We start from the raw sequence: 24,811 nt of genomic DNA, 5'->3' as shown, positions 1-24,811 counted from the left end.
GGCGTCCATCAGATAGGCCGCGACGAGCCTGGCGCGCAGCGCGGGAACGGGCGCGACCTTCTCGCGCAGCAAACGGTCCAGCAGATCCGCCCCCTGCTCCACCCCGGCCAGCACGATCGGGTCCTCGGGGTGACGCTGCAGCCAGGCGTCGAAGGCCGCCGCAACATCCCTGTAGGCGAAGGCGCGGGCTTCGCGTGCATCGTCGCGCAGGGTCAGGCGGGTGTAGAGGCTGGCCTGGCGATAGCGCGGCGCGCTGACCGATCCGGCCCGGGCGAACGGCGCGGCGTAGTTGGGCAGGACCACGCGGCGCAGATAGGCGTCGGCCTCTCGATCCCCGATCGGCGCGTTCCAGTCGCGGCCGCCGTCAAAGGTGGTCGAATGGACGAAAAAAACCGCCGCCGGCCCCGCCCCGTCGGTCCGCGAATCCAGCAGCGCCCAGGCGGACGGCTGTGAATAGTCCGGCGCGGGGGGCGGCTCATAGGTCTGGAACGGCACCTGCGGGTCGAGCCCGGCCCTCAATATGTCGCCCCGCCACACCGCCACGGCCGCCGTCAGGATCAGGATCGTCGCGACGCCCGCCAGGCCGACCCCTTGCCGAAACGTCAGCCGCGTCTTCATCAGCGGTAGGGGTCCGGCTTGGACAGGAAGTCTTGGACGTAGCGGCGGACCCCTTCCTCCAGCGGCGTCGACTGGCCGCCAAAGCCGGCGGCGCGGACCCGGTCCATGCGGGCCTGGGTGAAGTACTGGTACCGGTCGCGGATGACCTCGGGCATGTCGACATACTCGATGGCCGGCGCCTTGCCCGCCGCCGCGAAGGTCGCCCGCGCCAGGTCGGCGAAGGAGCGCGCCTGTCCAGAGCCGGCGTTGAAGACGCCCGACACCTGCGGCGCCTGCAGCAGCCATTCGACGATGTCGACCACATCGTCGACGTAGACGAAGTCGCGCAACTGGCCGCCGTCCTCGTACGCCGGATTGTGCGAGCGGAACAGGCTGACGGCCTCGCCCGCCGCCACCTTGGGCCAGATCTGGGCCACGACCGACTTCATCCCGCCCTTGTGGCCTTCGTTCGGGCCATAGACGTTGAAGAACTTCAGTCCCGCCCACTGAGGCGGGGCCTGTCCTCGGTCGGCCTGCCGCACGGCGTACTGGTCGAACAGAAGTTTCGAGTAGCCATAGGCGTTTAGCGGTCGAAGTTCAGACAATGAATCCGCGTCGTCGTCGTCATTGAAGCCCGTTTCGCCGTCGCCGTAGGTCGCCGCCGAGGAGGCGTAGATCATCCGCACGCCGCGAATGGCGCACCAGACCCACAGGTCGCGCGACAGGGAGAAGTTGGTCTTCAGGATCAGGTCGGCGTCGGGCTCGGTCGTCGAGGAGATGGCGCCCATGTGCACCACGGCCTCGATGCGCGGGGCGTGCCGCTCCAACTGTTCGAACAGCTCTTCCGGCGCCCACAGATCGGCGACCGCGTGCTTGGCCAGGTTGCGCCACTTGGCCAGGTCGGCGGTCTCCAGCCGGTCGCAAACGACCACATCATAGGCGGTGTCGGCGGCCAGTCGCGCCACGATGTTGGAACCGATGAAGCCGGCGCCGCCCGTCACCACGATCATTTTCGGCGTCATTGAGCGCTCCCGGTCATCTTCTCGATGGTGCGGGTGGTCGAAAACCCGTCCTTGAAGTCCGCCAGCCGGACCACGCCGCCCCAGCTTTCGACCAGGTCGCCGCCGACGACGCCTTCGCGCGTGTAGTCCGAGCCCTTGATCAGCACGTCGGGGCGCAGCCGTTTGATCAGGGCGATGGGCGTGGGATCGTCGAAACTGGTCACGCGGTCGACGCTGGCCAGGCCGCCGATGACGACAGCGCGGCTGTCCAGATCGTTGACGGGCCGCCCCTCCCCCTTCAGCCGCCGCACCGAGGCGTCGGTGTTCAGCGCCACCACCAGCCGGTCGCACCACCCGCGCGCCTGGGCCAGATAGGCGACGTGGCCGCGGTGCAGGATGTCGAAGCAGCCGTTGGTGAAGCCGACCTTCAGCCCCTGACGGCGCCAGGCCTCGACCTCGGCGGCCAGTTCGTCCAGCGGCGTCACCTTGGCCTGGGCGGCGACGGCGTGCTGGCTCAGTTCCGCCTCGACCAGTTCGGCGGGCGTGACCACGGCGGTGCCCGCCTTTCCGACCACCACGCCGGAGGCCAGGATGGCGAACTGCACCGCCGTTTCCAGCGAGGCGCCCGCGCCCAGCGCCAGGCCCAGGGAGGCCAGGACCGTGTCGCCAGCGCCGGAGACGTCGAACACCTCACGCGCCCGACCGGGGAAGTGCCGCACGGGTGCGCCGCGCCGCATCAGGCTCATGCCCTTGCCCGCCCGTGTCACGACGACGGCCTTGGCGGTCGTCTGTTCCAGCAGGGCCGCCAGCGCCGTCTCGACCTCGGCGTCGGTTTCGACCGGCAGGCTCGTGGCGCCCGCCAGCTCCGAGGCGTTGGGCTTGATGACGTCCACCGCGCCATAGCGGGCGAAGTCGCGGCCCTTGGGATCGACGATCACCGGCGCCCCCGTCCGCCGCGCCGCGCCCAAGGCCGCCGCGATCAGCCCGTCGCTGACGACGCCCTTAGCATAATCGGATAGAAGAATGACGGAAGTCTCTGCAAAGGCGTCAGAATCGTCGATCTGAGCGCCGGCTTCCTCTTCGTCCAGTCTCAGCAGCTGCTGGCCGCCGGCGACGAAACGGGTCTTGACGATGGTGGTCGCGTCTGACGGTCGCGACACGAAGTCGACCACGCGATCCTCGGCCGCGATCAGGTCGCGCAACTCCTGCCCTGCCGCATCCTCGCCGGCGACCGCGCCCAGGCGCGCCAGCCCGCCCAGAGCGGCGACGTTGCGCGCCACATTGCCCACCCCGCCAGGCATGGCGGTGGTGCGGCGGGTGCGCAGCACGGGGATCGGCGCCTCGGGCGAGATGCGGCTGACTTCGCCGTAGACGTAGCGATCCAGCATCAGGTCGCCGACGCAGGCCGCCTTCAGGTCGCGCACGCGCTCCAGCAGGGTCTGCAGGGCGCCCAGATCAAGCGTATCGGACATGCCGCCCGGCCTAGAGGATTCAGGCCGCCAGCGCCACCGGCCCCTTGGCGCCGGTCTGGATGGCCAGGTCGTCGAAGGCGATCAGCTGCGCCGCCAGCGCCTCGAACTGGTCCAGCGGCACCATATTGGGGCCGTCCGACGGGGCGTGGTCCGGGTCCGGGTGCGTCTCCATGAACACCGCATCGACGCCGACCGAGACGGCGGCGCGGGCCAGCACCGGCACAAACTCGCGCTGGCCGCCCGAGGACGTGCCCTGCCCGCCCGGCTGCTGCACGCTGTGGGTCGCGTCGAACACGACCGGGCAGCCGATCTCGCGCAGCACCGGCAGGGCGCGCATGTCGCTGACGAGGGTGTTGTAGCCGAAGCTGGCGCCCCGCTCGCAGGCCATGACGTTGGGATTGCCCGCGCCGACCACCTTGGCGATCACGTTCTTCATGTCCCACGGGGCCAGGAACTGGCCCTTCTTGATGTTGATCGCCTTGCCGGTCGCGGCGGCGGCCAGCAGCAGGTCGGTCTGGCGGCTGAGGAAGGCGGGAATCTGCAGCACGTCCACCACCTCGCCCACCGGACCGCACTGGGCCTCGGAGTGGACGTCGGTCAGGGTCGGCAGGCCGGTGACCTCCCGGACCTCGGCGAAGATCGGCAAGGCGTCCTTCAGGCCGATGCCCCGCGCGGCGCTGGCCGAGGTGCGGTTCGCCTTGTCGAAGCTGGTCTTGTAGATGATGCCGACGTTCAGCCGCTCGCCGATCTCCTTCAGCGCATGGGCCGTCTCCAGCGCGTGCTGGCGGCTTTCCATCTGGCACGGGCCGGCGATGAAGGTGATCCGGGCGCCGCCGCCGATGACGACAGGCGTCCGAAGACCTTCGGACAACGTAATGACGGCGTTGGGTCGGCTCACGGCGGCTCTCTTGCTTTCTGGTTTCGCGGGCGCGGTCCATGCCGCGTCTATGAGGCCAACAGGTGGCGCTCGTTCGGACTGAGCGCAAGTTATCACGGAGTTCGCCCGCGTGGCCACAAAGCCCGTCATCCTCTGGTTTCGTCGCGATCTGCGGCTGCACGACAACCCAGCCCTGAACCGCGCGGCCGAGACGGGGCGTCCCATCGTGCCAGTCTATATCCTCGACGAAGGCCACGGCCGGCCGCCTGGCGCGGCCGCGCGCTGGTGGCTGGACAAGTCCTTGCGCGCGCTGGACGCCTCCTTACGCGAACGCGGAAGCCGCCTGGCGCTGCGGCGCGGCGATTCCCTGGCCGAACTGCAACGCCTGGCGCACCAGACCGGCGCCGACATCGTCCTCATGAACCGTCTGTTCGAGCCCGACGCCTTCGAGACGGACGCCGACATCGCCCATGCGCTGAAGTCGGACGGCGTGGAGTGCCGAGGCTTCAATGGCGCGCTCCTGGCCCGCCCCGGCGGGGTGATGAACGGCTCGGGACAGCCGTACAAGGTCTTCACGCCCTTCCTGAAGGCGCTGCTGGCGCAGATCGAGGCGCCCGGCCACACCCTGGGTCCCCGCCGCATCGACACGCCGGCTGTGGATGGTGACGCCCTGGACGACTGGACGCTCCATCCGTCGAAACCGGATTGGTCCGAAGGATTCGATTGGACGCCCGGTGAGGCGGGCGCCTCGGATGCGCTGTCAGATTTCATTTCCACGGGTCTGAAATCATACGCCAAAGGCCGCGACTATCCTGGCCGGCCCGAGACAAGCCGTCTGTCTCCCCATCTTCATTGGGGCGAGATCAGCCCTTGGCGGGCCATGACCCAGGCGCGGTCGGCCGCCGCCGACCGGCGCGTCCCCGCCGCGGAGGCCGAGAAGTTCGCGGCCGAACTGGGTTGGCGCGAGTTCTCGGCTCATCTGCTGCACCACTTCCCCTATATGACCGACCGCGCCTTCCGGCCCGAATACGACGCCATGCCGTGGCGTCATGCGCCGGCTGCCCTGAAGGCGTGGAAGCGCGGCCGCACCGGCTATCCGCTGGTCGATGCGGGGATGCGTCAGTTGTGGACGACCGGCTGGATGCACAATCGGGTGCGGATGGTGGCCGCCTCCTTCCTGGTCAAGCATCTGCTGATCGACTGGCGCGAAGGCGAGGCCTGGTTCTGGGACACGCTGGTCGACGCCGACGCGGGCAACAACGTCCAGAACTGGCAGTGGATCGCGGGGTCGGGCGCCGATGCGTCGCCCTGGTTCCGAATCTTCAATCCGGTCGCGCAGAGCGAGAAGTTCGACGCCGACGGCGCCTATATCCGCCGCTGGGTCCCGGAACTGGCGCGGCTTGGCGACAGATGGCTGCATGCGCCCTGGACCGCGCCTGAGGACGTCCTGCGCGACGCCGGCGTGCGCCTGGGCCGCGACTATCCCCGGCCGATCGTCGACCATGACGAAGCCCGCGCCCGCGCCCTGGATGCGCTGAAGGCCGTCAGCGGTCGCGGCGACCAGGCCAGCAACCGTGATTGACCTCCGCCCCCGCGCGATGAAAGAGTGTTCGTCGATGAGCGTCGCCGCCGCAGAGATCGAAGCCGTCGCCCGGCGCACGCCGCGCCTGTTCGCCATGCTTCTGCGCCTGCTGGCCGCCAACTGGACCTTCGGACGGCTGACGGTGCGGCTTCCGAATGGCGAGACGCATATGCTCCAGGGGGACCAGCCCGGCCCGCACGGCGTGCTGGAGGTCAGGGACTACGGCTTCGCCCGCCGCGTCTTGGCCGCCGGCGACATCGGCTTCGCCGAGGGCTATATGGCTGGTGAATGGGACACGCCCCAACTGGCGGCGCTGCTTGAAACCCTGGTCGATAATTACGACCACATCCGGCGTCTGTTCGACGGCAATGTCGTGATGAAGGCGGTCAACTGGCTGGCCCACCGTCGGCATCGCAACAGCCGGGCCGGCTCCAAGAAGAACATCCACGCCCACTACGATCTGGGCAACGCCTTCTACGCCGCCTGGCTGGACGCCAGCATGACCTATTCCTCGGCGCGCTTCGCCCGGCCGGATCAGGCGCTGGAGGCGGCTCAGCGCGACAAATATTCGGCCCTGGCGCGCCTGATGGATCTCAGGCCCGGCATGACCGTGCTGGAGATCGGCTGCGGTTGGGGCGGCTTCGCCGAGTTCGCGGCGCGCGAGATCGGCGCGGACGTGACCGGGATCACCATCTCGCGCGAACAGCATGACTTCGCCCGTCAGCGGCTGTTCAACGCAGGCTTGGCGGACCGCGCTCGCGTCGAGATGATCGACTATCGCGACGTTCAGGGCCGCTTCGACCGCGTCGCCTCGATCGAGATGTTCGAGGCGGTGGGCAAGGAATATTGGCCCGCCTATTTCGAGACGATTCATGAGGTGCTGGCGCCGGGCGGCCGGGCGGGGTTGCAGATCATCACCATTCAGGACACGCTGTTCGACGAGTACAACGCGCGCACTGACTTCATCCAGAAATACGTCTTTCCGGGCGGTATGCTGCCGTCTGAGGAGCGTCTGCGGCCGGTCGTGGCGGAGGCGGGCCTGACCTGGGACGCCATCGAACGTTTTGGTCTGGACTATGCCGAGACGCTGAAGCGCTGGGACGAGCGGTTCCAGGCGGCCTGGGGCGACATCCGTCGCATGGATCGCTTCGACGAACGATTCCGGCGTCTGTGGCGCTTCTATCTGGCCTATTGCGAGGCGGGATTCCGTTCGCGCCGCACGGACGTCGTGCAACTGGCGCTGAGTCGGGCCTAAGGCGCGCATGGGCCCGCTGATCTCTCCCGACGAACTGGCGGCGCTGCTGGGACGGCCGGACCTTCGCATCGTCGACGGCAGCTGGCATCTGGACGGGCGCGACGCACGCGCCGACTTCGCGCGCGCCCATCTGCCGGGCGCCGTCTTCTTCGACCTGGAAGCGGTGTCGGACCCGGCCAGCCCCCTGCCCCACATGCTGCCCGCGCCGGCCGACTTCGCCGCAGCCGTGGGCGCCCTGGGCGTGTCCGAGACGGATGTCATCGTCGTTTACGACACCGCAGGGCTGTTCTCGGCCGCGCGCGTCTGGTGGATGTTCAGGGTCATGGGCGCCGTGTCCGTGCGGGTGCTGGACGGCGGGCTGCCCGCCTGGCGCAGACAGGGACGTCCCATCGAAAGCGGCCCGGCCGCACCGAACCCGGCCCGCTTTCGCCCCGCGCAGAGGCTGGACGGCGTGGCGGACCTGGAAACGGTGCGTCGCCGGCTGGCCCGAGGCGACCAGGTGATCGACGCGCGGGGCGCACCGCGCTTTCGCGGGGAAGCGGCCGAACCGCGCCCTGGCGTCCGGCCCGGCCATATGCCCGACGCGATCAACCTGCCGTACAACCGCCTGCTGCAGGACGACGGCGCGATGAAGCGCGGCGCGGACCTGGCCCGGGCCTTCGCCGAAGCCGGGATCGACATCGATCGGCCGATCACGACCAGCTGCGGCTCGGGCGTCACCGCCGCCATCCTGAACCTGGGTCTGGCCGAACTGGGACGTGACGCGGCGCTTTACGACGGCTCCTGGGCGGAATGGGGCGGGCGCGCGGACACGCCCGTCCAGACCGGCTGAGGCGAGGCCGCCGACGCCTAGTTCGCGGGCGCGAACGGCGCCGGATCGGGCCGGTCCTCCAGCGCGTCGTCGCTTTCCCCGCGCGAGACGATGGTGGCCAGCGCCAGGTCCCCGGTGACGTTGAGCGTGGTGCGGCACATATCCAGGAAGCGGTCGACGCCCAGGATCAGGCCGATGCCCTCGGCCGGCACGCCGACCATCACCAGGATCATGGCCACGACGGGCAGAGAACCGGCCGGAACCCCTGCCGTGCCGACGCCGCCCAGAATGCAAACCAGCATGACGATCAACTGTTGCGTCAGCGTCAGGTCGATGCCGAAGAATTGCGCCAGGAAAAGCACCGTGACGCCTTCGAACAGGGCCGTGCCGTTCTGGTTGGCCGTCGCGCCCACCGTCAGGACGAAGCGGGCGATCTTGCGCGGCAGGTGCAACTGTTCTTCAGCCGCCCGCAGCGAGAAGGTCAGGGATGCGTTGGAGGATGCCGTCGAGAAAGCCACGATCATTGGCTCGCGCACGCCGCGGAAGAAGGCGATCGGCGACATTCCGCCCAGCAGCCACACCACCAGCGGATAGACCACGAACATGTGGATCGCCATGGCGCCGACGGCGACGCCGACATAGGCGGCCAGACGGATCAGGAGTTCGACGCCGAACAGGGCCGCCAGATTGAACATCAGGCAGGCGATGGCAAGGGGGGCCAGCTTGATGAACAGATTGATCAGCTTCATCGTGACTTCGAACAGGCCTTGGATCACCTCCTGCAAGCGATCCGTCGCCGGGCTGCGGGCCATGACCAGGCCGATGCCGAAGAAAAGGGCGAACACCATCACGGGCAGGATTGCGTTCTCCGCCGCTGCGGTGAAGACGTTGGACGGAACCAGGTCCAGGAAGAAGTCGCCCAGAGAAATGCTCGTCGGGGCGTTATCGACGATGTTCGCGGCGCCAGCGCGGCCCTGCTCCAGCAGCGACTGCGCCAGGGCCGGATCGACCCCGCGTCCGGGCTGCAGCAGATTGACCATGCCCAGGCCGATCACCACGGCGATGCCCGAGATCAGGATGGTCAGCAGCAGGGTCTTCAGCCCCGCGCGCCCCAACGACGCCAGGTCGCCCATCTCCGCCACACCGATCACCAGCGCCGAGAACAGCAGCGGGATCACCATCATGAACAGCAGACGCAGGAAGATCTGACCGATGGGACCGGTGATGTTGGCGGTTAGCCACTGGACCCAGGCGACGTCGCCTCCCAGCGTCAGGTTTACGCACAGGCCCGCGCCCAGGCCCACGACAAAGCCGATCAGCATCAGCCAGTGAAGCGGAAGCCCGCCGCGTTTCGTCTGCGTCATCTGTCCCCCAGGACCGTGTTCGAAGAGGCGGGCCTTATCGGATCGGCAAGCCGTAGATCAACCCACTGGGCCGCGCGTTCCATTGTGCGTTCAATCCGCGCGCCAGGTCGAGGGGCGATTGCGATCCCAGGTTCCGGTCGAAGATCTCACCATAGTTTCCGGTGGCGCCGATCGCGTTCAGGGCCCAGGTCTTGGACAGACCCATCATCGCGCCGTAGTCGTCCTCGACGCCGAGCAGCCGACGCACGCGCGGGTCGCGGCTGTCTTTCGCCAATGTCTCGGCGTTCTCGCGGGTTACGCCCAATTCCTCGGCCAGGATCACGGCGTTCAGCGTCCATCGCACGACGGCAGTCCAACGATCGTCTCCGGGCTTGACCACCGGGCCCAACGGCTCCTTGGACACGACGTCGGACAGGATCACGTGCTCTTGCGGATTCGACAGCACGGTCCGCGCCGCCGCCAGGGCCGAGATGTCCGCGCTGAAGGCGTCGCAGTCCTCGCGACCGTAGGCGTCGCGCGCCGCTTCCTCGGTCTCCAGCACGACCGGCCGGTAGGCCACTCCTCGCGAGCGGAAGAAGTCGTCGGCGTTCGCCTGAGCGTTCGATCCGTTCTGGACGCACACTCGCGCCCCATTCAGCTCGGTCGCGCTGGCCAGGTTCAGCGACCGCCGCACCAGGAAGCCCTGACCGTCGTAATAGTTGATCCCCGCGAAGACGAAGCCCTCGCCTGCATCGCGGCTCATGGTCCAGGACGAGTTGCGCCACAGCACGTCTACGCGGCCGTTGGACAGGGCGGCGAATCGCTCCTTCGCTGTCAGGGGCACGAAACGCACCGCGTCCGGGTCGCCGAAGATCGCCGCCGCCATGGCCCGGCAAAAATCCACGTCGAATCCCCGCCACTGACCGCGATTGTCGGTGTAGGCGAAGCCCACCAGCCCCTGGTGCACCCCGCAATTCAGCCGCCCGCGACGCTTCACGGCCGCCAGGGTCGGGCTGTCCGGCAGGTCGGAGGTTGAAGCGGCGGCGGGCGCGGGCGTCGTTGTCTCGGCCGGGATCTCGGCGGGCTTTCGGTCGCAGGCGGACAGGCCCGTCAGCAACGCCGCCATCGCTCCGATCGCCCAGACCCTCATCGCGTCTTGTTCTCCGCCGCTTGCGCCCGCCCCTGTTTAGAGGCCTTTAGGGCGCGATCCGCAACCCGTTGGAGGGACCATGACGTCGCCATCGGACCGCACGCGCCTGATCGCCTCCGCCACCCGCCGAGGCGCGGGGCGTCGTCCGGTCAATCCGCCGCTTGAGCGCGCCTCGACCATGCTCAGCGATCGCGCCGAAGCCATGCGCGATGACGCCGGCGGGCCGGTCTATGGGTTAGACGGCATGACGGTCGCCCGCGAACTGCGCGCCGCCTTGGCGGGGCTGGAAGGCGCCGAACAGGCCTTCATCGTTCCTTCGGGCCTAGCCGCCGTGACCCTGCCCCTGCTGGCCCTGACGCGTCCGGGCGACGAGGTGGTGACCACCGACGCGGTTTATGGGCCCAGCCGGCGTTTTCTCAGCCGCTATCAGGCGGCGCGCGGCGTCACGACCCGGTTCCTGCCTGCGGAAGCGGATGCGGAAACGATACTGGCCGCCGTGGGCGAGCGCACGCGGGTCGTCCTTCTGGAATCGCCCGCCTCCCTGACCTTCGAAATGGTCGATGTGGCCGCCGTGGCCGCCGGTTGCCGGGCGCGCGGCGTTCTGACGGTGCTGGACAACACCTGGGGCGCGGGGCTGGCGTTCAAGCCCCTGGCGCACGGCGTGGACGTCAGCGTCCAGGCCCTGACCAAATACGTCGGGGGTCACTCGGACCTGTTGATGGGCGGGATCGCCGTCAACAATCCGCGCTGTCGGTCCGCCATCGCCGATGCGATCGAGGACATGGGCTGGCACGTCTCTCCCGACGACGCCTGGTTGGCGCTGCGCGGCCTGCGTACCCTGCCGCTTCGCTACGCCGAGCAGGGGCGTTCCGGCCTGAAGGTGGCCAAGTGGCTGCAAGGGCGGCGCGAGGTCTCGCGCGTGCTCTATCCGCCCCTGCCCGGCTCGGTCGGACACGCGCTGTGGGCGCGCGACTTCACCGGCGCCGCCTCGCTGATGGGCGTGGTGATGAAGGGCGGCGACGCGGCCGCCGGCCGTCGGATGCTGGACGCTCTGAGCCTGTTCGGCCTCGGCTATTCCTGGGGCGGCTTCGAGAGCCTGGCCACGCACGAGACGCACCAGATGGCCTATCGCGACCACCCGCCGGTGCTGGAGGGGGAACTGATCCGTCTGCACATCGGGCTGGAAGATCCGGAAGACCTGATCGCCGACCTGGAGCGGGGTCTGGCCGCCTTCGCCGGCTGATCAGGCCGGCATGGCGCGATCCAGGATCGCGGCGGCGTCGATCCGCGCGTCGAACGCGCCATAGGCCGCGCCGCGCGGTCGCAGCCTCAGGCGGCAGAAGGTCTCCGCGACCGGGCTGTTCCAGTCCAGCAGCACCGCCGCCTGACTGGCCAGGGCCAGCCGTTCGACCACCCACCGCGCCTCGGCCTCGTGCGTCGCCTGGAAGGTCAGCCCGTCCAGCCAGGCGTCATAGTCGGCGTCGCGGCTGCGCCGGGCCTCCAAGAAATCGCGCAGGGCGTCGACCGCCTCCGGCTCTCGTCCCATCGCTCGCAAGACGTCAAGCGCGATGACATTGCCCGAGCCTTCCCAAATGGCGTTCAGCGGCGATTGTCGGAACAGGCGCGGCATCGGACCCGTCTCGACATAGCCAGCCCCGCCCAGGCTCTCCATCGCCTCGTAAACGAAGCCCGGCGCCCGCTTGCAGACCCAATATTTGGCGATGGGCGTCAGCAGCCGCGCGAGCGGGGCGTCCTGGTCGAACGCCTGGGCCAGGCGCAGGCCCAGCGCGGTCGCCGCTTCGCTCTCCACCGCCAGATCGGCCAGGACGGCGGCCATCATGGGCTGGTCGATCAGCCGCTTCTGGAAGGCCGAGCGGTGCGCCACATGCCACAATCCTTGCGCCAAAGCCCCGCGCATCTGCTGGGCCGAGCCCAGCACGCAATCCAGTCGCGTGTGCTGGACCATGCGGATGATGGTGGCGACCCCGCGCCCTTCCGGCCCCAGACGCTGCGCCAGCGCGCCGTGGTATTCCACCTCTGACGACGCGTTGGACCGGTCGCCCATCTTGTCCTTCAGCCGCATGACGCGGAATCCGGCGTTGCGCTCTCCGTCCGGCGTCCAGCGCGGCAGCAGGAAGCACGTCAGGCCGCCCGGCGCATAGGCCAGGGTCAGGAAGGCGTCGCACATCGGCGCAGAGCAGAACCACTTGTGCCCGGTCAGCGCGTACCAGCCGTCCTCGCCCGTCGGTTCGGCGCGGGTGGTGTTGGCGCGCACGTCCGATCCGCCCTGCTTTTCCGTCATGGCCATGCCGATCGTGACCCCGGCCTTGTCCGCGGCCGGCCTCACCGACGGGTCATAGCGCCCGGCCAGGATACGCGGCGTCCATTCGGCCGCGACATCGGGCTCGGCCTGCAGGGCCGGGATGGCCGCATAGGTCATGGTCATCGGACAGGTCGTGCCCGAATCGGCCTGGGCCGTCAGGAAAAGGGTCGCCGCGTGCGCCACATGGCCTGCGGGCGTCCCGTCCCAGGCGACCGAGGCGAAGCCGTTGTCCAGTCCCAGGGCCATCAACTGATGATAGGCGGGGTGGAAGCGGACCTCGTCGATCCGCTGGCCATAGCGGTCGAACGTGTCCAATACAGGCGCCTGTCGGTTGGCCTCCACGCCCCAGTCGATCACCTCGGCGGACCCGCACTGCGCGCCCAGCGTCGTCAGCCGATGCCGATGCATCCCGCCGCCCGCCTTCTCGACCGCTTCGCTCAGCGCCCGATCTCCGGTGAACAGGTTCACATCCTCCAGCGGCGGCGGCTGGTTGGCGACCTCGTGCGTATCCAGATGCGCGATCGGGCGGTAGGCGGACATGGCGGCTCCACGACAGGAACCGTCAGACTAGGCGCAAACCGTCCCCCGAAAAACCATGCGGGACGATCCACCCACGTCTTGGCGAACTGGCGCGCCCTGCAGGACTCGAACCTGCAACCGTCCGCTTAGAAGGCGGATGCTCTATCCGGTTGAGCTAAGGGCGCTGGTCGCCGTCCGCCGTCAGTGCGTCCAGGGCTGCTTGCGGCTGGTGGCGAAGTTGTCGGCGTAGGCCTTGATGATGACCGGCGGATCCTGCGGCTCGTGCAGGCGGAAGGGAATGCCATGCCGCTCGGCGTAGGCGACGGCCTCTTCCTGCGTGTCAAAGGTCAGGCGGACCTGTCCGTTCATGTCGGTGGAGCTGGTCCAGCCCATCAGGGGATCGATCGTCCGCGCCGAGGCCGGCTCGAACTCCAGGCGCCAGTCGCGGCTCTTGGCCTTGCCGGACTGCATGGCGGTCTTGGCGGGGCGATAGATGCGGGCGAGCATGGCGGTGTCCTCATGGTCGATGCGGCGGCCTCGACCGCCGCCATACCGCGCGCCAGACGGGGAATCCAGCGGCGTCCATTGGTCGGGGCGAGAGGATTCGAACCTCCGACCCTCTGGTCCCAAACCAGATGCGCTACCAGGCTGCGCTACACCCCGGACCGAATGGAGCGCCGTCTTGCCACTTCGCGCGCCGGTTCGCAATCAGGGTTTGAAATAGGGGTGACGCACCTGGTCGCCGGGCTTGGCCCCGATCTCGTCGGCGCGTCCCGCGCGAAGCTCGAGCACGCCGTTCGACGCGCCGTTGGAGGGAATGGGCGCTTCCGACTCCGGCGTGGTGTGCGGCGCGATGGAGACGATGCGGCCGGCGGGATCGATGTAGAGAATGTCGAGCGAACTGGGCGTGTTGCGCATCCAGAAGCTCTGTTCGCGCGCCGCCTCTCCGGGCCAGGTGAACAGCATTCCGCGGTCGGGCTCCAGCGGCGGGCGGAACATCAGGCCCCGCTGACGCTCTGGCTCCTCGTCGGCGATCTCGACCCAGAACTGGTGGTCGCCGGTGGCTGTGACGATGCTGAGCCGCTGCATCGGTTCGCCGTTCGGCCCCTGCGGCGCGGCCGATCCCGCGCAGGCGGAGAGGCCCAAGCCGAGCGCCAGCGCCAGCAGCCCCGCCGTCGTCGTGCGTCGTGTCCAGCCCGGCATCCGCCCTCCTCGGGGCGAGCCGATCACTCGCCCGGTCTGATTTCCGCGACCACCAGCCCCTTCGGGCCGCTGGCGAATCGCACATGAACCGGCGAGCCGGGAATCAGGTCGTCGAACCCGCAACGCCGCAGCGTCTCGATATGGACGAAGATATCGGCCGTGTCGCCCTCGCGCACCACGAAACCATAGCCCTTGGTGCGGTTGAACCATTTGACGATCGCGGGCTCCAGGTCCTCGACGGCGCCGTCGAAGGCCGGAGCGGCGGGAGCGGGCTTGCGCGGGGGCGCGACGGCGACGCCTCGTCCCAGGTCGTGGATCTCGACAGCCTGCCAACCCTTGGGCCGCTTGACGCAGTCGCAGGTGATGGGCGCGCCTTCCTCGGCCATGTCCCGACCGCTGTCGCGCAGGCTGCTGACGTGCAGCAGGACGTCGCGCAATTCGGTCAGGGTCGGGTCGTCCGGCACGATGAAGCCGTAACCCTTCGTCGGATCAAACCACTTCACACGACCGACGATCCGAACGGTCTGCGCCGTTTCCATGGCATCGAAATCAGACAACTTCCCTACCCCCGTTCGCGCATCCCTCAATGCGAACAGGTTAAGCTTAACACCGTTCCATGAACGCCGGGGAGCGGAAATTCAGGTCAATCGTGCGGAAGGCTCAATCTCGGGGCGAAATTCGGGTGCCCTGTCGCCGCCAAGCAACCATTGACGGCGATATTTCGCCCCACACGATGAAGATTTGACGGGTTCGGAAGGTTTCGGCGGCTACGCCGTGCCGAGAACTCATCCCGCGTGGCAGTCCCTAGGGGAATCGAACCCCTCTTTTCAGGTTGAAAACCTGACGTCCTAACCGATAGACGAAGGGACCGCTGCGCGGGAGAGCCGGCGATATAGCCGCGCCCTTGGCGGGGTGCAAGCCTCGATTTCCGGATTCTTCCGGCGCGCGCGGAGGCCGCCGTCAGGCCTGGACCATTCGGGGATCCGCCACGTCCTCGATCTCGAATTGCACGCCGCGCCGGCCGTTCCAGTCGTCGGCCCTCAGCCGTCCCACGACGTTCAGACCCCCCTGCCCCGACAGCAGCGCCTGCCCGGCGGGCAGGTCGGCGCAACGCCAGGCGACCGCACGGATCGAGGCGCCGTCGGCGCCGACCAGGCGACAGCGGACATGGCCGCCCTTCATCTGGACCGGTTCGCGCGCCTGCACGCCGCTCAGGGCGAAGACGGGCTCGGGATTGGCCGGGCCGAACGGCGCCAACTGCTCGAACGCCTCGAACACAGCGCGGGTCGCGCCCGCCGGATCGACCAGGGCGTCGACCTCCAGCCAGTCCTCGGCCGCGGCGACCAGGCGTTCGCCCGCCAGCCGCTGGTTCAGGAAGTCCGTCAGTTCGGCGATGCGCCCGCCCTCCACCGTCAGGCCGGCCGCCATGGCGTGGCCGCCGCCCGCCAGCAGCACGCCGGCCTCCCAGGCCGCCTGGACCGCGCGACCCAGGTTCATGCCGGGCTGGGATCGGCCCGATCCCTTGCCCACGTCGTTCACGGGATCCAGCCCGATCACGACGACCGGCTTTCTCCAGCGTTCGCGCAGCCGTCCGGCGACGATGCCCACCACGCCCGGATGCCAGTCCTCGCCGGCCACGACGACGACCGCCGAATCGTCGGCGTGGGCGCCGGTGGCCTCGACGCGGCGGATGGCGGCCTCGATCACGGTCCGTTCGACCTCTCGGCGCGACAGGTTCAGCGCATCCAGTTCGTCCGCCAGCGCTGCGGCCTCGGCTGGATCGTCCGTCGACAGCAGCCGCGCGCCCAGGTCCGAGCGGCCGATCCGGCCGCCGGCGTTGATGCGCGGCCCCAGGATGAAGCCGCAGTGATTCGTCTTGGCCGGCCCCGGCTCGGCTCCGGCGGCGGCCAGCAGCGCCTTCAGGCCAGGATTTCGCCAGGCGCTCATCACCCCCAGGCCCAGTCCGGTCAGCGCCCGGTTGAACCCCGTCAGGCCGGTGACGTCGCACACGGCGCCCAGGGCGGCCAGGTCCAGCCACTGGCGAATGTCCGGCTCGGCGCTATCGGCGAACAGGCCGCGTCGCCTCGCCTCTCGGTTCAACGCGGCCAGCAGCACCAGCACCACGCCGGCGGCCGCCAGATTGCCCTGGCCCGAGGCGCAGCCGGGCCGGTTCGGATTGACCACCGCCAAGGCGCGCGGCGGCTCGCTGCGCATCAGGTGGTGGTCGATCACGACGACGTTCAGACCGATAGAGGCGGCATGGGCCAGAGCCTCGTTCGCCGCCGCCCCGCAATCGACCGTCACGACCAGATCGGCGCCGGCCGCCTTCAGCGTGTCGAACGCCCGTGCGCTGGGACCGTAGCCCTCTGTCATCCGGTCGGGCACATAGATCGGCAGCTCCGCGCCCATCGCCCGGAACCACCGAACCAGCAGGGCTGCGCTGGCCGCCCCGTCCACGTCGTAGTCCGCGAAGACGTGAACGGCGCTGCCCGCCTGGACCGCATCGACGATGGCCGTCGCGCCGGCGTCCATGTCCATGAAGCTGGACGGATCGGGAAACAGCGCGCGAAGCGTGGGGCGCAGGAAGTCCCCCGCCTGTTCGGCGCCGACCCCGCGAGAGGCCAAGGCCCGCGCAAGGGGCTCGTCCAGGCCGTGGGCCTGCATGTGCGCCCGCGTCGTCGCCGCGTCGGCTGGTCGCAGACGCCACGCCCGACCGGACAGAGAACGGGATACGCCCAGGAAGGCGTTCACGCCCTTGATGCCGCCATCGTCCGCCATCAGCGCACTATTCGGGGATTCTGCGTCCCCGGCGACCGTTTCATCGCGTCGGGCGGCGGTCGATCGGCGGCGGAGCCTTGGCGCGCTCGCGCAGATCCCGGGCCAGGGCCTCGATCTCGGCGGCGGTGCGCGCCGAGTCGGGCGAGACCGGCACGTCGCCGACCTGGGCGCGCGTTTCGGCCGCCAGCGTTTCGGCGTCGCCCAGCGTCCAGTCGATCCGGGCGGTCTCCTCGGCCAGGGCGCCGCCTTGAGAGCTCAGGCCCTGGACGTTGGCCGCCACCTGCGTCGGCTCGGGCAAACCCGTCGGCGCGGGCGGAAAGTCCTCCCACCGGGGATAGCGGCGGTTGGCGTCGACCAGGGCCTGGATCCGCGGCGCCAGCGGAGAAGCCTGCTCGGTCCGGTCCGCGAACCGGTCCGCGCAGCCGCCCAGAACGCCAGCGACGGCGAACGCCAGCAGGCCGGCGGAGAAAGGTCTCGTCTTTTTGGCGTGGGGCGCGTTCATTTCGGTGTCGGTCTTATGCCATCATCGACCGGCGCGGAAGGGCGCGACCGCCCGTTCGCCATTCCCGTCGTCGAGGATCATCATGGCCAAGTCCCCCGCGCCGCCCGCCGACCCCGCCCAGCGCCCGGCGCGAAAGCCCGGCCGACCGACCTCGGCCAAGCCGCCCCGACCCGTGCGGACGAAGAAGACGCCGCCTCCCGCGTCCGCATCGACCGCCACCCCTCCCCCGCCCGATCAGGCGCCGGTGGACCCGCCGTCGCCCGGCGCCGGCGCCCTGGATCAGGCGCAGCTGATCGAGACCCTGTCGATGAACCTGGCCAAGGCGGCGATGACGGCGCAGGGCGCGCTTGCCGAGGCGGCCCTGTCTCAGGCGGCCAGAACCCAGGAGAACGGGACGGCCGCCCTGTCGCCCGACCCGTTCAATGTCGCCCCGGCCCTGACCTCGGTGATGACCAGCCTGGCGTCGCGCCCGGAAAAGCTGCTCCAGGCCCAGGCCGACCTGTTCCGCCGCTACATGGACCTATGGGCCTCCAGCGCGCGTCAGGCGGCCGGCGAGGCGCCCGATCCCGCGCCCGTCGACAAGCGGTTCAAGGACCCGGCCTGGGCCGAGAACCCGATGTTCGACCTGATGCGGCGGTCCTATCTGCTGACATCCGACTGGATGAACGGCCTCATCGCGGGGGTGGAGGATGTCGATCCCGCCGTCAAACGGCGCGCGCAGTTCTTCACCCGTCTGCTGACCGACGCCTTTTCGCCGTCCAACTTCCTGGCGTCCAACCCCGTGGCGCTGAAGGTCTTGGCCGAGACCAGCGGTGAGTCCCTGGTCAAGGGCATGCAGAACTTCGCCGCCGACCTGGAGCGCGGCGGTGGATCCCTGAGGATCAGCCAGGCCGACTACGGCAAGTTCGTCGTCGGCGAGAACGTCGCCACCGCCCCCGGCCAGGTTGTCTGGCGCGACGAACTGTTCGAGCTGATCCAGTACGCCCCGGCCGGCGAGACCCAGCACCAAGTCCCGCTGCTGATCTTCCCGCCCTGGATCAATAAATTCTACATCATGGACCTGCAGCCGGCGAACTCGCTGATCCGGTGGCTTTCCGCGCAGGGTTTCACCGTCTTCGTCTGCTCCTGGGTCAATCCGGACCAGGACAAGGCCGATTACGGCTTCGACGACTATCTGGAGAAGGGCGTCTATCGCGCGGTCGAAAAGACGCTGGAACAGGCCGGGACAGACCGCCTCAACGCTGTCGGCTACTGCATCGGCGGCACCCTGCTTGGCGCGGCCCTGTCGCATATGGCCGCGCGAGGGGACACGCGCGTCGCCGCCGCGACATTCTTCGCCGCCCAGCACGACTTCGCCGAGGCCGGGGATCTGCTGCTGTTCACCGACGAACACTGGCTGGCGGAGATCGAACGCCAGATGGACGCCGCCGGCGGCGTCCTGCCCGGCGCCGCGATGGCCGACACCTTCAACGCCCTGCGCGCCAACGATCTGATCTGGTCCTTCTTCGTCAGCAACTATCTGATGGGCAAGGAGCCGCCGGCTTTCGACCTGCTGTTCTGGAACGCCGATCAGACGCGGATGCCCAAGGCGCTGCACATGGCCTATCTGCGCCGGATGTATGGAGAGAACGCGCTGGCGAACGGCCGTTTCGAGATCGGCGGCGTGACCGCCGATCTGTCGCGCGTGACCATTCCTCTTTATTTCCAGGCCAGTCGCGAGGATCACATCGCGCCGATGAATTCTGTCTACCGCTCGGCGCGGCTGTTCGGCGGCGATGTCGTCTTCACCCTGGCGGGGTCGGGCCACATCGCCGGCGTCATCAATCCGCCGTCGGCCCGCAAGTACAAGCATTGGACAAACGATGCCCTGCCCGCGACGCTCGCCGAGTGGCAGGCCGGGGCGGTGGAGCATCCCGGCAGCTGGTGGGAACACTGGGCCGCATGGCTGCGGCCCCTGTCCGGCCCCGACATCCCCGCGCGCGACCCGACCAAGGGCCCGCTGAAGCCGATCGAGCCGGCGCCCGGCGCCTATGTGAAAGTGAAGTCTTGAACCGTCTGGAACCCAATATCCTGCTGGCCGTGTCGACCGGCGTGGCGCTGGTGCTGCTGGTGCTGACCGCCAGCGCCTTCGGCGAGCCCGGAAACACCATCAAATACGTCGTCTCGGCGGTGGTCTGTTCGGCCATCGTGGCGGGGCTGAACTCCTGGATGGCGCGGCGCATGGGCCAGACCGAGCTTCATCCGATGATCCGCGCCGAGGCGCCGACCAGCGCGGTGCTGGCGGGCCTGTTCCCCCTGGCGGTGATCTTCGCGGCCGCCGCGCCGGTCTTCTTCCCCGGCCAGGACTACGGCCTGCTGGTCATCATCGCCGCCGTCTGGTTCGGCGTATCGGTCGATTCCGCCCTGCGCGCGCGTCGCCGGGGCTGAGCGCGAACGCTTCCTTAAGCCGGGGGTGGAACCTTCCCGTCGTGGCCGCCGATCGCTTTCAGCCCGCAGGGATCGTTCAGGAGGAACCGCCGCTGTGGGAACGGCTGGCGGCCGGCTTCGTCGTCTTCATGCTGACCGGCGCCCTGATCGCCCCGGTGCTGGCCCCCGACCAGGGTGAGACGCCGATCCTGCGGCTGATCTGGATTCCCGTCTATGCGGTCACCGCCGGCCTGGTCGCCTTTCGTTTCGACAAGGTGATCCGCGCCTGGCCCGCCTGGCTGATGCTGTTTGGCCTGATCATCCTGGCCTATGTCTCGAAATACTGGTCGATCGACCCGGCCGTGACCCAGCGTCGGGTCATCGCCATGGCCATCAACAGCGCCTTCGCCGTCTATGTCGGCTGTGTCTTTCGCGGCGTCGCCCTGCCCCGGATGCTGATGTGGAACTGCCTGGTCATGGCGGTGGGCAGCCTGATCATGGTCTTCGCCTTTCCCCGCATCGGCGTGCATCAGTACGACAACGCCGGCCTGTGGCGCGGCCTGTGGTACGAGAAAAACCAGATGGGCCTGGTGATGGTCGTCGGCGCCATTTCCGCCGCCGCGACCCTGGCCTCCGACCAGATGTCGGGCCTCGCCCGACGTCGCTGGCCGGCCCTGTTGGCCCTCGCGCTATGCACCCTCCTGGTGCTGGCGACCCAGTCGAAGACTTCATTGCTGTGCTGGATGATCGGCGTCGGCCTGGTCGCCGGATGGTGGGTGCTGCGTCAGGGCGGCGCGGCGATCACCGTAGCGGCCGTCTGGCTGGGCGTCGTCGTCTCGGCCCTGGGCGCCTGGATCTGGAACTCCGATTCGGCCGTGATCCTGGAGGCGCTGGGCAAGGATCCGTCCCTGACCGGCCGGACGCTGATCTGGGAGGCGTTGATGCGCAAGGTCGCCGAGCGCCCCTGGACGGGCTATGGCTTCAGCGCCTTCTGGGGCGTGGACTCCATCCCTGCGCGCGAGATCCGTCTGGAAACCCAGTGGCCGGTCCCCTCGGCTCACAATGGCTGGATCGACCTGCTGGTCCAACTGGGTTGGCCCGGGGCGTTCGCGGTCGGGGGCGTGATGGCGATCTCGGCCGTGTTGCTCGTCGCGCGTCTGGGCGGCATGGGCGTGCGCGAAGGCTATTGGAGCATCGCCTATCTGGCCGTCTTCACCGCCCTGAGCCTGTCCGAAAGCGTGCTGATGACGCACGCCAACCTGCCCTGGGTGCTGATGCTGGCCATCCTGTCGCGGGCGGTGACCTTCGATTCCGCCCCGGTCCGGGCGCCGCTTGCCCCGCGCGCCGTGCGGGCCTACCAGAACCGGCCCCGAATCGCTCCAGACTATGTGAATGGCCCAGCCCGCCGACGACCTGTTCACCTTTGATCCGCAGCCCGAGCCCGCAAAGCCCGAGCCGAAGCCGGTCGCCGTGACCGCGCCCCAAGCGCCGCCGCCTCTGGCTCCGACGCCCGCGCCGCCGCCCGCCACGTCTGGCGCGCCCGGCGCCTATTCGGCGTCCTCCATCGAAGTGCTGGAGGGGCTGGAGCCGGTCCGCAAGCGGCCGGGCATGTATATCGGGGGCACCGACGAGCGCGCCCTTCACCACCTGTTCGCCGAAGTGCTGGACAATGCGATGGACGAGGCGGTGGCCCGCCACGCCAAGCTGATCACCGTCGATCTGGACGCCGAGGGCTATCTGTCCGTCCGCGACGACGGCCGCGGCATCCCGGTCGATCCCCACCCCAAGCATCCCGGCAAGTCGGCGCTTGAAGTGGTCATGACCGTCCTCCACTCGGGTGGGAAGTTTTCGGGAAAAGCCTATGAAACCTCAGGCGGTTTGCACGGGGTCGGCGTCTCGGTCGTCAATGCGCTGAGCGAGCATCTGGACGTCACCGTGTGGCGTGACGGCTTCGAATGGAAACAGTCCTTCAGCCGCGGCCACGTTCTGGGACCCATCCAGCAGGTCCAGCCGTCGAAGAAGCGCGGCACCCTGATCCGCTTCAAGCCGGACGACCAGATCTTCGGCGTCGGCGCGGCGTTCAAGCCCGCCCGCCTGTTCCGCATGGCCCGCTCCAAGGCCTATCTGTTCCGCGGCGTCGAGATCAAATGGACCTGCGCGGCGGAGCGGATCACCGACGCGACCCCGGCCCAGGCGACGCTGCATTTCCCCGGCGGTCTTGCCGACGCCCTGTCCGACCGCATCGGCGAGCTTGAGACCGTCACCCCCGTCTTCGCCGGCCGCGCCGAGCGTCAGGGCGAGGCGGGCGCCTTCGAATGGGCTGTCACCTGGTCGCCCGCCGGCTTCGGCGAGGCCGACGGCTTCATCCAGTCCTACTGCAACACCGTCTCCACCCCCGATGGCGGCACGCACGAGGCCGGCTTCCGCGCCGCCCTGGTCAAGGGGCTCAAGGCTTACGGCGAACTGACCAACGAGAAGCGCGCGGGCGTCATCACGGCCGAGGACGTCATCGCCAACGCGGGCGCCCTGATCAGCGTCTTCATCCGCAATCCCGAGTTCCAGGGCCAGACCAAGGACCGCCTGTCCTCGCCCGAGGGCGCGCGCCTGGTCGAGCAGCTGCTGCGCGATCCGCTGGATCACTGGCTGACCGAAAGCCCTAAACAGGCCAACGCCCTGCTCGGCTTCGTCATCGACCGGGCCGAGGACCGGCTACGCCGTCGCAAGGACAAGGAGGTCCAGCGCGCCGCCGCCACCCGCAAGCTGCGCCTGCCCGGCAAGCTGTCCGATTGTTCCCGCCAGGCAGCGGAAGGCACCGAACTGTTCATCGTCGAGGGCGATTCGGCCGGCGGCTCGGCCAAGCAGGCGCGCGACCGCACCACCCAGGCCATCCTGCCCCTGCGCGGCAAGATCCTGAACGTCGCCTCGGCCACCGCCGACAAGCTGCGCGCCAACGCCGAACTGTCGGATCTGACCCTGGCGCTGGGCGTCCAGCCGGGCGCCCGCTTCAACATCGACGACCTGCGCTACGAGCGGATCGTCATCATGACCGACGCCGACGTGGACGGCGCCCACATCGCGGCGCTTCTGATCACCTTCTTCTACCGCGTCATGCCCGAGACGATCCGCCAGGGCCGGGTCTTCATGGCCCTGCCGCCGCTCTATCGGATTTCCGCCGGCCCCTTGAGCGAATACGCTCGCGACGACGCCCACCGGGACGAGCTGCTGTCCACCGTCTTCAAGGGCAAGAAGACCGAGATCGGCCGCTTCAAGGGACTGGGCGAAATGATGGCCTCCCAGCTGAAGGAGACCACCATGGATCCCAAGAAGCGCACCCTGGCCCGCATCACCGTGCCGGACGCCGAGGCGAGCATCGAGGACCTGGTCGAACGCCTGATGGGCAAGCGGGCGGAGGCGCGCTTCCAGTTCATTCAGGAAAACGCGCAGTTCGCGAAAGAAGATCTCGACGTCTGAGACGGCGCGGGGCCTTCCCACTCACGGTCACGCCTGACACAAGGGGCGCATGAGCACGACCGCCCCCTCGCCCGCCTTTCTGGATGAATTGAAGGTCGCCCTCGGCGCTGGCGGCTGGACCCAGGACGCCGAGGAGATCGCGCCCTGGCTGACCGAATGGCGCAACCGCTGGACCGGGAACACCCCCATCCTGCTGACGCCGCGCTCGACCGAAGAGACGGCCCGGATCGTGGCCCTGTGCGCGCGCGACGGCGTGGCGATCACGCCCCAGGGCGGCGCTACCGGCCTGGTCGGCGGCCAGGTTCCCTTTGGCGAAGTGCTGCTGTCGATGCGCAAGATGCGGGCCGTGCGGGACGTCACGCCGCTGGATGACGCGATGACGGTCGAGGCCGGCCTGACCCTTCTGGAGGCGCAACAGGCGGCGACGGCGGCGGGCCGCTACTTCCCGCTCAGCCTGGCGGCAGAAGGTTCGGCCACCATCGGCGGCGTCATCTCCACCAACGCCGGCGGCACCCAGGTGCTGCGCTACGGCATGATGCGCGATCTAGTCCTGGGGATCGAGGCGGTCCTGCCCAATGGCGAAATCTTCCACGGCCTGAAGCGGCTCAGGAAGGACAACACGGGCTATGACCTGAAGCAGTTGCTGATCGGCGCCGAGGGCACCTTGGGCGTCGTCACCGCCGCGACCTTGAAACTGTTCCCGATCATGCGCTCGCGCGCCGTCGCGATCGTGGGGCTGGAAACGGCGGCCGCCTCCATCGAGCTTCTGGCCCGCGCCAAGGCCGAGACCGGCGGCGGGGTCGAGGCCTTCGAGCTGATGAAGCGCCTGGGCATGGAACTGGTGCTCAAGAACATCCCCGACACCCGCGAGCCGCTGGACTCCACGCCCGACTGGTACGTGCTGATCGAGATCGCCTCAGGCACGCCGGGCGGGGCCGAAGCGCAGATGCAGGCCCTGCTGGAGGTCGCCTTCGAGGAGGGGCTGATCACCGACGCCGCCATCGCCCAGAACGACGCCCAGCGCGCCGCCTTCTGGCGCCTGCGCGAGGAACACTCGGCCGCCCTGAAGCCCGAGGGCGGCGGCTGGAAGCACGACGTCTCGGTCCCGATCAGCCGCATCGCCGACTACATCGACGAGGCGACGGCCGCCGTCGAACGCTTCCATCCTGGCGCGCGCGTCTCGGTCTTCGGCCATGTCGGCGATGGCAATCTGCACTACGACATCCTGCCGGGCGTGGGTCAGGACGTGCCCGCCTTCATCGGCCGCTGGAAGGAAGGCTCCCAGGTCGTCCACGACGTTGTGGCCCGCTACGACGGCTCCATCTCGGCCGAGCACGGCCTGGGCCGGCTGAAGACTGACGAGGTCAAGCGCTACAAGTCGCCCGTCGAGATCGAGACCATGGCCGCCCTGCGCCGCGCCCTGGATCCGCAGCGGATCATGAACCCGGCGGTGCTGTTCTAATTATAGATCCTCTCACGCTTACGGGGGAGGTGTCGCATCGATCGGCGCAGCCGATCCAG

General features: G+C 68.9%; 21 protein-coding genes and 3 tRNA genes. 9 read left to right on the top strand and 15 right to left on the bottom strand.

Features of this window, described 5'->3' with window-relative positions; genetic code table 11:
* The 4 genes from B2U11_RS10385 to kdsA all read right to left on the bottom strand — a co-directional run.
* Positions 1 to 618: DUF3089 domain-containing protein (locus B2U11_RS10385; RefSeq protein WP_292071561.1), on the bottom strand; the 618-nt coding region annotated here is incomplete at its 3' end.
* On the bottom strand, positions 618 to 1,619 hold the full coding sequence (gene rfaD, locus B2U11_RS10380) for an ADP-glyceromanno-heptose 6-epimerase (protein WP_292071560.1): 1,002 nt from the start codon (positions 1,617 to 1,619) through the stop codon (positions 618 to 620). The genes rfaD and B2U11_RS10385, both read right to left, overlap by 1 nt.
* The gene (gene rfaE2 / locus B2U11_RS10375; protein WP_292071559.1) at positions 1,616 to 3,070 is read right to left on the bottom strand and encodes a D-glycero-beta-D-manno-heptose 1-phosphate adenylyltransferase; all 1,455 of its coding nucleotides are present in this window, start codon (positions 3,068 to 3,070) and stop codon (positions 1,616 to 1,618) included. The genes rfaD and rfaE2 overlap by 4 nt, the downstream gene beginning before the upstream one ends.
* A gap of 19 nt (positions 3,071 to 3,089) precedes the next feature.
* A complete protein-coding gene (gene kdsA / locus B2U11_RS10370; protein WP_292071557.1) occupies positions 3,090 to 3,968 on the bottom strand; it encodes a 3-deoxy-8-phosphooctulonate synthase in 879 nt (292 codons plus the stop codon).
* A 109-nt stretch (positions 3,969 to 4,077) separates the two neighbouring features.
* Here kdsA and B2U11_RS10365 point away from each other — a divergent pair, with 109 nt between their 5' ends.
* From B2U11_RS10365 to sseA, 3 genes are read left to right on the top strand one after another with little or no spacing between them, the layout of a single operon-like run.
* On the top strand, positions 4,078 to 5,529 hold the full coding sequence (locus B2U11_RS10365) for a cryptochrome/photolyase family protein (protein ID WP_292071555.1): 1,452 nt from the start codon (positions 4,078 to 4,080) through the stop codon (positions 5,527 to 5,529).
* A gap of 34 nt (positions 5,530 to 5,563) precedes the next feature.
* Positions 5,564 to 6,784, top strand: a complete 1,221-nt coding sequence (locus B2U11_RS10360) for an SAM-dependent methyltransferase (protein WP_292071553.1) — start codon at positions 5,564 to 5,566, stop codon at positions 6,782 to 6,784.
* 7 nt (positions 6,785 to 6,791) lie between these two features.
* The gene (gene sseA / locus B2U11_RS10355) at positions 6,792 to 7,616 is read left to right on the top strand and encodes a 3-mercaptopyruvate sulfurtransferase (protein ID WP_292071552.1); all 825 of its coding nucleotides are present in this window, start codon (positions 6,792 to 6,794) and stop codon (positions 7,614 to 7,616) included.
* 17 nt (positions 7,617 to 7,633) lie between these two features.
* Here the strand turns inward: sseA and B2U11_RS10350 are convergent, their stop codons facing one another.
* On the bottom strand, positions 7,634 to 8,959 hold the full coding sequence (locus tag B2U11_RS10350; RefSeq protein ID WP_292071550.1) for a dicarboxylate/amino acid:cation symporter: 1,326 nt from the start codon (positions 8,957 to 8,959) through the stop codon (positions 7,634 to 7,636).
* Positions 8,960 to 8,993: 34 nt separating this feature from the next.
* Positions 8,994 to 10,088, bottom strand: coding sequence for an amino acid ABC transporter substrate-binding protein (locus tag B2U11_RS10345; RefSeq protein WP_292071547.1), 1,095 nt, complete (start codon positions 10,086 to 10,088; stop codon positions 8,994 to 8,996).
* A gap of 79 nt (positions 10,089 to 10,167) precedes the next feature.
* Between B2U11_RS10345 and metC the strand changes: the two genes are divergently transcribed.
* Positions 10,168 to 11,331: a cystathionine beta-lyase gene (gene metC / locus B2U11_RS10340; protein WP_292071545.1), complete on the top strand. Its 1,164-nt coding sequence runs from the start codon at positions 10,168 to 10,170 to the stop codon at positions 11,329 to 11,331.
* Here the strand turns inward: metC and B2U11_RS10335 are convergent, their stop codons facing one another.
* The 9 genes from B2U11_RS10335 to B2U11_RS10295 all read right to left on the bottom strand — a co-directional run bounded on the left by B2U11_RS10335 (position 11,332) and on the right by B2U11_RS10295 (position 17,413).
* Entirely contained in the window at positions 11,332 to 12,951 is a 1,620-nt protein-coding gene (locus B2U11_RS10335) for an acyl-CoA dehydrogenase family protein (RefSeq protein ID WP_292071543.1), read from the bottom strand.
* An 87-nt stretch (positions 12,952 to 13,038) separates the two neighbouring features.
* A tRNA-Arg gene (locus B2U11_RS10330) sits at positions 13,039 to 13,115 on the bottom strand.
* Between the two features lie 16 nt (positions 13,116 to 13,131).
* Complete coding sequence (locus B2U11_RS10325) at positions 13,132 to 13,437, bottom strand: ETC complex I subunit (RefSeq protein WP_292071541.1); 306 nt, start codon at positions 13,435 to 13,437, stop codon at positions 13,132 to 13,134.
* Between the two features lie 79 nt (positions 13,438 to 13,516).
* A tRNA-Pro gene (locus B2U11_RS10320) sits at positions 13,517 to 13,593 on the bottom strand.
* A gap of 45 nt (positions 13,594 to 13,638) precedes the next feature.
* Entirely contained in the window at positions 13,639 to 14,133 is a 495-nt protein-coding gene (locus tag B2U11_RS10315) for a DUF192 domain-containing protein (RefSeq protein WP_292071539.1), read from the bottom strand.
* Positions 14,134 to 14,156: 23 nt separating this feature from the next.
* Positions 14,157 to 14,672 (bottom strand): cold-shock protein, encoded by a 516-nt coding sequence (locus B2U11_RS10310; protein ID WP_292071563.1) that lies wholly within the window; start codon positions 14,670 to 14,672, stop codon positions 14,157 to 14,159.
* 256 nt (positions 14,673 to 14,928) lie between these two features.
* Positions 14,929 to 15,003 (bottom strand) — tRNA-Glu (locus tag B2U11_RS10305).
* A 90-nt stretch (positions 15,004 to 15,093) separates the two neighbouring features.
* Positions 15,094 to 16,911: a single-stranded-DNA-specific exonuclease RecJ gene (recJ, locus tag B2U11_RS10300; RefSeq protein ID WP_292071538.1), complete on the bottom strand. Its 1,818-nt coding sequence runs from the start codon at positions 16,909 to 16,911 to the stop codon at positions 15,094 to 15,096.
* Positions 16,912 to 16,951: 40 nt separating this feature from the next.
* Positions 16,952 to 17,413, bottom strand: coding sequence for a hypothetical protein (locus B2U11_RS10295; RefSeq protein WP_292071536.1), 462 nt, complete (start codon positions 17,411 to 17,413; stop codon positions 16,952 to 16,954).
* An 82-nt stretch (positions 17,414 to 17,495) separates the two neighbouring features.
* Between B2U11_RS10295 and phaC the strand changes: the two genes are divergently transcribed.
* Genes phaC through B2U11_RS10270 form a run of 5 tightly spaced genes read left to right on the top strand, consistent with a single transcriptional unit; the run spans position 17,496 to position 24,752 of the window.
* Positions 17,496 to 19,463, top strand: a complete 1,968-nt coding sequence (gene phaC, locus B2U11_RS10290) for a class I poly(R)-hydroxyalkanoic acid synthase (protein WP_292071534.1) — start codon at positions 17,496 to 17,498, stop codon at positions 19,461 to 19,463.
* Positions 19,460 to 19,840, top strand: a complete 381-nt coding sequence (locus B2U11_RS10285; RefSeq protein WP_292071532.1) for a hypothetical protein — start codon at positions 19,460 to 19,462, stop codon at positions 19,838 to 19,840. Before phaC ends, B2U11_RS10285 begins: the two co-directional genes overlap by 4 nt.
* Before the next feature lie 41 nt (positions 19,841 to 19,881).
* Positions 19,882 to 21,246 carry an O-antigen ligase family protein gene (locus B2U11_RS10280; protein WP_292071530.1) on the top strand — a complete coding sequence of 455 codons (1,365 nt, stop codon included), beginning with the start codon at positions 19,882 to 19,884 and terminating at the stop codon, positions 21,244 to 21,246.
* Positions 21,212 to 23,290 carry a DNA topoisomerase IV subunit B gene (parE, locus tag B2U11_RS10275; RefSeq protein ID WP_292071528.1) on the top strand — a complete coding sequence of 693 codons (2,079 nt, stop codon included), beginning with the start codon at positions 21,212 to 21,214 and terminating at the stop codon, positions 23,288 to 23,290. Before B2U11_RS10280 ends, parE begins: the two co-directional genes overlap by 35 nt.
* Positions 23,291 to 23,339: 49 nt before the next feature.
* Positions 23,340 to 24,752, top strand: a complete 1,413-nt coding sequence (locus tag B2U11_RS10270) for an FAD-binding oxidoreductase (RefSeq protein WP_292071527.1) — start codon at positions 23,340 to 23,342, stop codon at positions 24,750 to 24,752.
* Positions 24,753 to 24,811 lie beyond the last annotated feature (59 nt).

Origin of the sequence: Brevundimonas sp. UBA7534, assembly GCF_002479325.1 — a bacterium.
Taxonomy (GTDB): Bacteria; Pseudomonadota; Alphaproteobacteria; order Caulobacterales; family Caulobacteraceae; genus Brevundimonas.
The sequence above is the reverse complement of the archived record's forward strand: the minus strand, read 5'-3'. Positions and strand labels throughout refer to the sequence as shown.

What these genes read in the sequence shown, in the direction of transcription:
- rfaD (WP_292071560.1), bottom strand. Translation starts at nt 1,619, where the DNA reads ATGACGCCGAAAATGATCGTGGTGACGGGCGGCGCCGGCTTCATCGGT.
- rfaE2 (WP_292071559.1), bottom strand. Translation starts at nt 3,070, where the DNA reads ATGTCCGATACGCTTGATCTGGGCGCCCTGCAGACCCTGCTGGAGCGC.
- B2U11_RS10360 (WP_292071553.1), top strand. Translation starts at nt 5,564, where the DNA reads ATGAGCGTCGCCGCCGCAGAGATCGAAGCCGTCGCCCGGCGCACGCCG.
- sseA (WP_292071552.1), top strand. Translation starts at nt 6,792, where the DNA reads ATGGGCCCGCTGATCTCTCCCGACGAACTGGCGGCGCTGCTGGGACGG.
- B2U11_RS10350 (WP_292071550.1), bottom strand. Translation starts at nt 8,959, where the DNA reads ATGACGCAGACGAAACGCGGCGGGCTTCCGCTTCACTGGCTGATGCTG.
- B2U11_RS10345 (WP_292071547.1), bottom strand. Translation starts at nt 10,088, where the DNA reads ATGAGGGTCTGGGCGATCGGAGCGATGGCGGCGTTGCTGACGGGCCTG.
- metC (WP_292071545.1), top strand. Translation starts at nt 10,168, where the DNA reads ATGACGTCGCCATCGGACCGCACGCGCCTGATCGCCTCCGCCACCCGC.
- B2U11_RS10335 (WP_292071543.1), bottom strand. Translation starts at nt 12,951, where the DNA reads ATGTCCGCCTACCGCCCGATCGCGCATCTGGATACGCACGAGGTCGCC.
- B2U11_RS10325 (WP_292071541.1), bottom strand. Translation starts at nt 13,437, where the DNA reads ATGCTCGCCCGCATCTATCGCCCCGCCAAGACCGCCATGCAGTCCGGC.
- B2U11_RS10315 (WP_292071539.1), bottom strand. Translation starts at nt 14,133, where the DNA reads ATGCCGGGCTGGACACGACGCACGACGACGGCGGGGCTGCTGGCGCTG.
- B2U11_RS10310 (WP_292071563.1), bottom strand. Translation starts at nt 14,672, where the DNA reads ATGGAAACGGCGCAGACCGTTCGGATCGTCGGTCGTGTGAAGTGGTTT.
- recJ (WP_292071538.1), bottom strand. Translation starts at nt 16,911, where the DNA reads ATGGCGGACGATGGCGGCATCAAGGGCGTGAACGCCTTCCTGGGCGTA.
- B2U11_RS10295 (WP_292071536.1), bottom strand. Translation starts at nt 17,413, where the DNA reads ATGAACGCGCCCCACGCCAAAAAGACGAGACCTTTCTCCGCCGGCCTG.
- phaC (WP_292071534.1), top strand. Translation starts at nt 17,496, where the DNA reads ATGGCCAAGTCCCCCGCGCCGCCCGCCGACCCCGCCCAGCGCCCGGCG.
- parE (WP_292071528.1), top strand. Translation starts at nt 21,212, where the DNA reads ATGGCCCAGCCCGCCGACGACCTGTTCACCTTTGATCCGCAGCCCGAG.
- B2U11_RS10270 (WP_292071527.1), top strand. Translation starts at nt 23,340, where the DNA reads ATGAGCACGACCGCCCCCTCGCCCGCCTTTCTGGATGAATTGAAGGTC.